Origin of the sequence: Phenylobacterium sp. (assembly GCF_030654915.1) — a bacterium.
In the GTDB taxonomy this organism is placed as follows: domain Bacteria; phylum Pseudomonadota; class Alphaproteobacteria; order Caulobacterales; family Caulobacteraceae; genus Phenylobacterium.
Genome location: NZ_JAURWM010000057.1, coordinates 1 through 8941, shown reverse-complemented (window position 1 = coordinate 8941; position 8941 = coordinate 1). Strand labels below are relative to the sequence as shown.

The following is an 8941-nucleotide window of genomic DNA, read 5'->3' as shown; positions in this document are numbered from 1 at the left end:
GAGTGGACGGTTAGCCGTCTAGGCGACAAGGGGATGGCCCGCGTCTGGACCACCGCCTAGCCCGGCCGGTGGTGAGGGCGTTTGGCGACTGACAAAGAGGCGGCTCAGCCGGCGCGTCGCGCTCACCTCAAACCGAACCGCCACGCCAGGATATGCCCCCGACCATCGCCGCACGCGTGCCGACGACGCCCTGCTCATCCATGCCGGCCCCATCACCAGCGCATAGCTTGCGGCGCTCGTTCGATAGGTTGGAATTCGCCTGATTTAGTCAGGTCGCAGAATGCTCTGGCGAGTAGGAACCCGCTTCTAGCCAGTCCTCACATCTTAGGCCGGCGACACGCGTAAACTCCGCAAGATTTCCCGTGACAACGATAAGTCCACGACTTCGTGCGTGTCCGGCGATCAGCAGATCGTAGCCTCCAATCGGCTGGCCCTGACGCTCCAAAGTGGCTCGTATGTCCGCGGCATGGTCTGCAGCTGCATTGTCGAAAGGCAGCACCTCCAATCGAGCGGCGAACCGTTCCACCTCACCTCGATTGTGCTCTGGCCTGGCAGATTTGGCTGCGCCGTGCAGAAGCTCTGTGAGTACGATCGTCGAAATGCACAGGGCGTCGGCCGCAAGGTTGAAACGATCACGGACCACCGTCGGCCGATCCCTAAGCACGCGAATGCAAAGGTTCGTGTCGAGAAGGTAGCGGAGCACTAGAGTCTCTCGCGATTTTGCGGCGTCGGCTGCGTCCGATCACCGAGATCGATTCCCGGCGCGTCAAAGAAGTCGTCCCATGCAGCGTCCGACGGGACGATCACGCGACGTTTTCCATCTCGAAGCACGGTCACAGATTTGACGCCCTCAGGGAACGCGACATCCTTGGGTAGGCGGACCGCTTGCGAACGATTGGATTGGAAGAGAGTTGTTCGGGTCATGTGAGCCCTCTTGGATATCCCAAATGTATATCCCGGTCTGGTGGCGTGCAAGGGGCTCAGGCGTGCCTCCTGAGCCCAGGCGGCTCGACTGCACCATCTGCACTTGGCGAGATTGGCCTGCTCGGTCTATGCCTGCAGGCTTGCGGCGGGGACGAGGCAGCGTGATCAAGCGGGCGTTCGATATCGCGGCGGCTCTGGGGGGACTTCTCGTCCTCTCGCCAGTGCTGGCCGTGATCGCCTTGGCTGTCCGACTGGATAGCCCTGGTCCGGCCATCCATTGGTCGCGGCGGGTCGGGCGGTTCAACCGCATCTTCTTGATGCCGAAGTTCCGAACCATGCGGACCGACGCCCCGGACGTGGCCACCCACTTGCTGGCTGATCCGCAGGCCTGGATCACGCCGCTGGGCCGTTTCCTGCGCCGCGCCAGCCTTGATGAACTGCCGCAGCTCTGGAGCGTGCTGATCGGCGATATGAGCCTGGTGGGGCCCCGCCCGGCGCTGTTCAACCAGGACGACCTGGTGGCGCTGCGGACCGCGGCCGGGGTCGAGGCGCTGCGACCTGGTGTCACCGGCTGGGCCCAGGTCAACGGACGCGACGATCTGCCGATCGAGGAAAAGGCCCGGCTCGACGCCGATTATCTTGATCTTCAAGGGTTCGTCTTTGACCTGAAGATCATCTTCACAACCCTGCATGCGGCGTTGTCAGGACAGGGCGTCCGGCACTAGGACACAACCACCGGCGGTCTGGCGCGTTTCGGACTGACCTCCGGAGCCAGATATTGCCGTTTGAACCCCCGATCCAAGCGCCACAGACCTTCCCGAACCGCTTGCGCGACTGGGCGCGGCGCCATCGGCGTGGGTTGGCCTGGACCGGCGGAACGCTTGCGGTCGTGGTCGGCGCCTTCGTGCTCTTTCTGGCTTTCTTCGATTGGAATTACCTGCGCGGGCCGATCTCGCGGTTCGCATCGATGAAGGCCGGGCGGGAGATCGCGATCCTGGGCGATCTGGACGTGGATGCGCTTACGTTCACGCCCAGCGCCACGGTGCGGAAGATCCGTATCGGCAACCCAGCCTGGGCCGGCAAGGCGCCGATGGCTGAGATCGAGAAACTGGAGGTGCAGGTCAAGGCGCTGCCTCTGCTCTACGGCCGGGTGGTGCTGCTGCGCTTGGAGATCGACAAGCCGAAGGTAGCGCTGGTTCGCGACCGTCAGGGGCGGTCCAACTGGGACTTTTCGAACGGCAAACAGAAGAACAAGGAGCCGTTCAAGATGCCGCCAGTGCGCCGGTTCGTCATCGACGACGGCCGCCTGAAGTATTCCGACGCAAAGCGGCGGCTGAGCCTGGATGCGACCATCAACGCCACCGAACGCTTGGGCGCGGCCAACCAGGGGTTCGCCATGGCTGGGCGTGGTTCAATCAATGGGGAGCCATTCGTCCTCGATCTGGCGGGCGGTCCCCTGGTGAATGTCGATCCGGACAAGGCCTATCCGTTCACCGCCGAGGTGCGCGCGGGCGCCACGCGGATCACCGCCAAGGGCGCGATCCCAAAGCCTTTCGATCTTGGCCGCTTCCACGCCGACTTCACCGCTCGCGGCCCCGATCTGGCCGATCTCTATGACCTGATCGGCGTGCCGTTGCCGAACACGCCGCCGTACCGGTTGGCCGGCAAGCTTTCCCGGGAGGTGAAGCTCTGGAAGATTGGCGGGCTGGGCGGGAAGGTGGGCGACAGCGACATGGCCGGCGACCTGTCGGTGGACACCGGGGGCGAGCGCCCGTTCCTGCGCGGCGATCTGCGGTCTAAGCTGTTGGACTTCGACGATTTAGCCGCGGTCTTCGGCGGCGCGCCGTCCGCTGCGCCCGGCGAGACGCTTTCCGATGATCAGAAGGTCGTGGCGCGGCGGATGATCGCTCAGCAGCGTCTGCTGCCGGACGCCACGCTGAAGGTGGATCGCATCCGCGCCATGGACGCCGACGTGAAGTATCGCGCCGCCAGCATCCGGGCGCCGCATCTGCCGCTGCGCTCGGCGTCTGTTCGCGTGAAGCTCAACGACGGCCTGCTAATCGCCGATCCGCTGCGCTTTGATCTGCCCCAGGGCAACATCGCCGGGCAGGTGAGGCTCGACGCGCGCAAGGACATCCCGGTCTCCAGCATTGACGTGCGCCTGTCGAACGCCCGCCTAGAACAGCTTCTGCCAATCAAGACCGGCGGCGGGACGCCGCTCACTGGGAGCTTGGTTGGCAGGGTGAAGCTGACCGGGGCGGGCGCCTCGGTCCATCAGGCGGCGGCCAACGCCAACGGCGAGGTGTTGGCCGTGGCGCCAGGCGGCGAAATCCGCGAGGCTTTCGCCGAATTGCTGGGAATCAATGTGACCAAGGGCCTTGGGCTGTTGCTGGCCAAGGACCAGAGCAAGGTCGGCATGCGCTGCGCTGTCGCTCACTTCCAGGCGAAGGACGGCGTGCTGACCGCCAATCACATCGTGTTCGACACCGAGCCTGTGTTGGGAACCGGAAGGGGCACGATCAATCTTCGGACTGAGAAGATCGATTTCCGTATTGTCGGCCAGGCCAAGGAGCCGCGGCTGATCCGGGTGATGGCGCCGATCACCATCAAGGGTCCCATCAAGGGACCCAAGATCGGCGTGGAGGCCGGAACCGCCGTGGCTCAGGGCGGCATCGCCGCTCTCCTGACAGCGGTGACCGCAGTGGCCGTGATCTTGCCGTTCATTGATCTGGGCCTTGCCAAGGACGCTTCGTGCGGGGCGCTGATCGCCGAGTCCGGCCGGCAGGGCGCGCCTGTTCGCACGGTCAAGCCGCGTTAATGAGCGCCCGTTGAGCGTGCGGAGCGATGGTCGATTGACGCCCTGGTAGGGTCACCCCAAAGTTCGAATATCTATTTCTGAATGATCAAGGGGAGGCCGTTGATGTCCGAACGCCATGCCAAGACGAGCCGCGCGGCCATTGCGCTGGTGCTTGCGTTGACCGCCACCGGCGCGCTCGCCGCCTCGGCCGCCGAGACCGCCATCGCCACCCGGCAGGCCGGCTACAAGAAAATGGGCGGGGCGTTCAAGGCTATCAACGAGGAACTCAAGAAGGCCTCGCCGGATATGAAGCTGATCGCGGCCAATTCAGCGGTGGTGAACACTCAGGCCCAGCAGATTCCTAAGTGGTTCCCGAAGGGCTCGGGCTCCGAGGCGGGTTTCAAGACCAAGGCCAAACCGGCGATCTGGACTGAGCCGGCCAAGTTCGCCGCCGCCGGCGGCGCGTTGCAGGCCGAGGCCGGCAAGCTGCAGACCTTCGCCGCCGCCGGGAACCTCGACGCGGTCAAGACACAGGTCCGCGCGGTCGGCGGGACCTGCAAGTCTTGCCACGATGCCTATCGCGCCGAGGACTAGGGTGGCGAGTGGTGCGGCGTCCCGCGAGGGCGCCCGGTTGTGGGATGGCCCCACACGTATCTTTCACTGGGGGCTGGTGGTCCTGCTGTTGGTGTCGTGGCTTACGGCTGGCGAAAACATGCAGGTTCACCGGTGGTCGGGCTATGGCGTGATCGGCCTGCTGGTGTTCCGCCTCTGGTGGGGCGTGGCTGGCGGTTCGACCGCGCGGTTCGCGAGTTTCCTCAAGGGGCCGAAGGCGACACTGGCCTATGCGCGTACGCTGGGGTCGAGAGAGCCGAGCGGAACGCCTGGCCACAATCCGTTGGGCGCCTGGAGCGTCCTGGCGATGCTGGCGGCTTTGCTGGTGCAGGTCGGGCTGGGGCTGTTCGCCAGCGACATCGATGGCCTGGAGTCAGGACCGCTGTCGCATCTGGTCGATTTCGATGCGAGTCGCGTGGCCGCTGAACTGCATGAGACGACGTTCCGCGTCGTCCAGGGGCTGGTCGTCCTGCACCTGGCGGCCATCGGCTACTATTGGCTGTGGAAGCGTCAGAACCTGATCGGGGCGATGATCACCGGCAAGCACCAACTGCCCATCGAGGCCCTGCGGCCGGCCTCGATCATTCGCCTGGTGATCGGCGTCGTCCTCGCGGTAGCGGTGGCCTGGTTCATCGCCAAGGGTGGCCGACTTTAGGGCGCGGTCGGGGCGCGTGGCGGTCCGGAGGCGCGGGCGCGGGCGACGGCCTGGGCCAAGCGCGCCTCGTTGAGTCCGCCTTCGATCAAATGGGGTCCGACCAGGTAGGACGGCGTTCCGCGCAGGCCCAGTGAGAAGGCCTGGTTCGCATGCCGGGTGAGTTGGGCGTCGATCTCCGCCGCGTAGGTCTTTTCATTCGCGGCGAGTTGGTCGACGTCGATGCCGACCGAGAGTGCGATCCGGCGGATGTGGTCGGCGTCCAGCCTCGTCGGCGCGGCCATCAGGGCGCTGTGAAAAGCCAGATATTTGCCCTGGCGGTGGGCGGCCAGGGCGGTGCGCGCGGCGAGCGTGGAAGCCTCGCCGAGGATCGGCCAGTCCTTGAAGATGACCTGGACCTTCTTGTCGTCAGCCAGCAACTGCATGAGAGCCGGCGCCGTCGCCTTGCAAACAGAGCACTGATAGTCGGTGAAGACGACGATGGTGACGTCGGGATCAGCGGCGCCGGCGCGCGGCGAGCCCGGGTCTTCGAGGACCGTTTCCACGACAGGGGTCAGGGCGAGCTTGCGCCCTTCCCGTGGAAGGTTTTGGAAGATGGCGGTCGCCGCCAGGCCGACGAGGACCGCCATCAACAGGGTCAGTTTGGGGCGGCGCTCGACCAGCGATAGCAGGCCGCGCCGCGGTGTAGCCGAAGTCACCCGCCGTTGGCGGCGCCACGTAGGCAGTTGAGCCAGGCGTCTTCACGGGCCTTCTCGGCCTCACGAAGCTTGGTTTCGGCCTCGCGGACCTCGGCGTCGTGCTTGCGCCATTCCAGCACCGCACCCTCGCGGGCGGCGCGGGCGGCTTCCATTGTCGGGAAGCGGGCGAGCACGGCGCGGACGCTGTAGTTCACCGGCGGACCGACGGTTTCGCGATCAGGATAGAAGCCCGTGATCGAGTCCGCGCTCTCGCTGTCGATGTGGAAGACGTCGGCCCAGCCCGCATGGTGGCGCATCAGGGCCCAGGGCCGTTCGATCTGGTCGCTCATCGATCACTCCTAGAATCTGGGGCCAAACTAGCGCGCGGCGAGGGCCGGGCCAACGGCTGAGGTGATCTTCCTGTTGAGAGGCGTGTGGATCGGCAGGCGAACCGGACCATTTCGCCCCTCACGAATTTGACGACCCCTAGAACGTGGCCTGAAGGAATAGGGCGGGTCCGCTGAACTTGTAGTCGAGCCGCCCCGTCCAGCGCTTTTTCTCCACGTCGAAGTCGTAGTCGACATAGCGATACATCGCGCCGACCCCGACGTTCTTCCAGACGCGATAGCTGGCCCTGGCCTCAGTGTTGAGGATGCTGCCGTCGTACTTCCCGGAGCTGAGCGACATGTAGTCGACGCGTCCGGCGAGGGTGAGGCGCGGGGTGACCTGGTAGCCGCCATAGAGGCCGACCGTGGGCATGGGCGCGATCAGGTCGCGTGTGCGTCGCTGGTTCTGCACGGGAATATTGCCGACCTGTCCGTCCCCAGACAGGGTGGCCTCGAAGTTCGTCGCGTGCAGCCCGATGGCCGCGCCCAGTTCGAGATTTTCCCGGCGGATGAACGAGTAGCCCAAGGCCAGGCGGTAGACGTCGGACTCGAACGAGCTGTTGACCCGCGCCCCAGCCGGGTAGGTGACGTCGTCGAAGGTGATGTCACGCGCTACCGAGGCCGATCCGCTGCGATTGAGAGCGTAATACTCGCCGATGATCGTCACGCGATCCCAGAGCCTGGCGCCCGCGAGAAAGGCCGGCAGGGTCTTGCGATCGCGCAGGTTAAGATCGGATTCCAGACTGATATCGGTGCCGACCCGGCCGCCTGGCGTCGAGACGCTGACGTTTGTGTCGATGTCCGGCCAGAAGGCCGAGGCCTCGACCCAGTAGCGGGACTGCAGCGCCTGGGCGCTCGCCGGGACAGCGAGGAGGCTGCTGGCCAGCAACCCGGTGGTGAAGGCGATACTCAGGGAAATTCTGTTCATCTCTGCTCCTGCTCGATCCGGCCGTGCCGCCGCTAGCCCCAAACCATCGGCTTGCGAGCCTTCCACGGCGCCTCCTTTTCCAGCTGGGCGGCCAACCGGAAAAGCGTGGCCTCGTCGGCGAAACGGGCGGTGAACATCATGCCGACGGGCAGGCCGTTCGCGGACATCTCCAGCGGCAAGGAGAGCGACGGCTGGCCAGAGAAGTTGAACGGCGGGGTGTAGGGGAAGGCCTCGCCTTGGCGGCGGTTCACCTCGCGCGGCTCCAACGCCACGGGGTCGATCAGCCCGACCTCAGGGACTGGCGTGCCGAGCACCGGGCAGAGATAGACGTCCCAGTCCTCGAAGAAGGCGAGGGTCTGGCGATTAAGCACTCGCAGGTCCTGCCAACCGCGGAAGGTTTGCTCGCCGGTGACCTTGCGGCCTCCCTTCAACGAGGCCCAGGTCAGGGGCTCCAGTTCGTCCGGCTCGGGCTCGCGGCCGACCTGCTCGATCAACCGGGCCATGTCTGCGGCGAAATTAGCGGCCGAAACTGGCGTGCGGGCGGCGTAGAGCGCTCGATAATCGATGCCGAGGCCTTTCTCGACCACCTCGTGACCTAGACCCTCCAACAGGGCGGCCGTGCGTTCCAAGGCGGCTTGGATCTCGGGGTGGATCGGGCGGCCGGACGGAGTCTCCGACGACCAGGCGATGCGCAGCCTGCCGGGGCTGAGCTCGATCTCCTCGGTATAGGGGCGTTCCTTGGGCGGCGCGGCGAAAGGGGAATCGGCCCGTGGGAGTCCGGTCGCATCGAGCATCGCGGCGGAGTCGCGCACGGTGCGGGTCACCACGTGGTCGACGGTGAAGCCCATGGCGTAGGCGGTGTCCTGCGGCCCGTTCGGATTGCGGTCGCGGGTGACCTTCAGTCCAACCAGGCCGCAGCATGCGGCTGGGATGCGGATTGAGCCGAGGCCGTCTGAAGCGTGGGCCAGGGGCACTATGCCGGCCGCGACGGCCGAGGCCGCCCCGCCGGATGAGCCGCCGGAAATGTGGTCGGGGTTCCAGGGATTGCGGCAGGCGCCCAGATAGGCGCCCTCGGTCGTGCCGGTGATGCCGTATTCCGGGGTGTTGGTCTTGCCGAGCGGGATGACGCCCGCCTCGCGGTAGCGACCTGTGAGGTCGCCGTCCTCGGCGTCGACCACGCCGCGGGCGAACCTACTGCCATAGCTGCGCGGCCAGCCGGCTACCGGCATGCCCAGGTCCTTGATCAGGAACGGCACGCCCTTGAACGGCCCTTCCGGCAGCGGCCCCTTGGCCCTGTCGCGGGCCTCGTCATAGGCCTTGTAGACCACGGCGTTGAGGGCTGGGTTGTGGCGCTCGATCCGCGCGATGGCGGCGTCCACCAGTTCAAGCGGCGTCACCTCGCCCCTGGCGACCAGGGATGCGAGCGAGAGGCCGTCGTGTTCGGAATAGTCGTCGATCGCCATGTCGCCCTTACCTTTGACCGCCTGAGAGGAATGCGAGTTTCTCGACCGGCGCGAGACTCGGAGCTTCGCGCTTCAGAGCCGCGAAGGCGCCGTCGGCGGCGTCCAGTGCCTGGTCGATGTCGGCCGGCGTCATCGCCGCGCAGAGGAACATATTGTGCCAGGGGTGCATGTAGACGCCGCGCGCCAGCATCTCTGAGACCCAGCAGAAACCCTTCCGCAGGTCGGGATCGTCGTCGAACAGATAAAGCGGCATCTGCGTGGGGCCAGAGCAGCGCAGGCTAAAGCCCGCCGCGGCGGCCCGCTCGACAAGCCCGGTCGCCAAGCGGTCGCCGAGGGTTTCGATGCGCTCCAGATAGTCGGTGTCTCGGACCAGGCGCAGGGTCTCAAGCGCCGCGGCCATCGGCGCGGCCTGGAACCAGAACGAGCCCGTGACATAGATCGAGGCCGCCGCCGCACGGGCCTTTTCTGACCCCAGCAGGGCCGAGATCGGGTGGCCGTTGGC

10 protein-coding genes and 1 pseudogene are annotated in these 8941 nt (G+C 66.0%); 4 read left to right on the top strand and 7 right to left on the bottom strand.

Annotation, left to right across the window (positions count from 1 at the left end; all coding sequences use genetic code 11):
- Positions 1-268 precede the first annotated feature (268 nt).
- The gene (gene vapC / locus Q7T84_RS02620; protein WP_304806107.1) at positions 269-703 is read right to left on the bottom strand and encodes a tRNA(fMet)-specific endonuclease VapC; all 435 of its coding nucleotides are present in this window, start codon (positions 701-703) and stop codon (positions 269-271) included.
- Positions 703-924 (bottom strand): type II toxin-antitoxin system VapB family antitoxin, encoded by a 222-nt coding sequence (gene vapB / locus Q7T84_RS02615; RefSeq protein WP_304806106.1) that lies wholly within the window; start codon positions 922-924, stop codon positions 703-705. Before vapB ends, vapC begins: the two co-directional genes overlap by 1 nt.
- Positions 925-1088: 164 nt before the next feature.
- On the opposite strand from vapB, the gene Q7T84_RS02610 reads away from it, so the two are divergent.
- The 4 genes from Q7T84_RS02610 (at position 1089) to Q7T84_RS02595 (ending at position 4988) form a co-directional block, all read left to right on the top strand.
- Positions 1089-1649, top strand: a complete 561-nt coding sequence (locus Q7T84_RS02610; RefSeq protein ID WP_304806109.1) for a sugar transferase — start codon at positions 1089-1091, stop codon at positions 1647-1649.
- A gap of 53 nt (positions 1650-1702) precedes the next feature.
- On the top strand, positions 1703-3742 hold the full coding sequence (locus tag Q7T84_RS02605) for an AsmA family protein (RefSeq protein WP_304806105.1): 2040 nt from the start codon (positions 1703-1705) through the stop codon (positions 3740-3742).
- A 102-nt stretch (positions 3743-3844) separates the two neighbouring features.
- Positions 3845-4315, top strand: coding sequence for a cytochrome c (locus tag Q7T84_RS02600; RefSeq protein WP_304806104.1), 471 nt, complete (start codon positions 3845-3847; stop codon positions 4313-4315).
- Entirely contained in the window at positions 4293-4988 is a 696-nt protein-coding gene (locus tag Q7T84_RS02595; protein WP_304806103.1) for a cytochrome b/b6 domain-containing protein, read from the top strand. The genes Q7T84_RS02600 and Q7T84_RS02595 overlap by 23 nt, the downstream gene beginning before the upstream one ends.
- Here the strand turns inward: Q7T84_RS02595 and Q7T84_RS02590 are convergent.
- The 5 genes and pseudogenes from Q7T84_RS02590 to Q7T84_RS02570 all read right to left on the bottom strand — a co-directional run.
- Positions 4985-5683: a DsbA family protein gene (locus tag Q7T84_RS02590; RefSeq protein ID WP_304806101.1), complete on the bottom strand. Its 699-nt coding sequence runs from the start codon at positions 5681-5683 to the stop codon at positions 4985-4987. The two genes, Q7T84_RS02595 and Q7T84_RS02590, sit on opposite strands and share 4 nt — an antisense overlap.
- Positions 5680-6012 (bottom strand): hypothetical protein, encoded by a 333-nt coding sequence (locus Q7T84_RS02585; protein WP_304806100.1) that lies wholly within the window; start codon positions 6010-6012, stop codon positions 5680-5682. The genes Q7T84_RS02590 and Q7T84_RS02585 overlap by 4 nt, the downstream gene beginning before the upstream one ends.
- 136 nt (positions 6013-6148) lie before the next feature.
- Positions 6149-6976 carry an outer membrane beta-barrel protein gene (locus tag Q7T84_RS02580; RefSeq protein ID WP_304806099.1) on the bottom strand — a complete coding sequence of 276 codons (828 nt, stop codon included), beginning with the start codon at positions 6974-6976 and terminating at the stop codon, positions 6149-6151.
- 32 nt (positions 6977-7008) lie between these two features.
- Entirely contained in the window at positions 7009-8439 is a 1431-nt protein-coding gene (locus Q7T84_RS02575; RefSeq protein WP_304806098.1) for an amidase, read from the bottom strand.
- 7 nt (positions 8440-8446) lie between these two features.
- Positions 8447-8941 (bottom strand): annotated as a pseudogene (locus Q7T84_RS02570) (glutamate-1-semialdehyde 2,1-aminomutase); the annotation flags it as partial.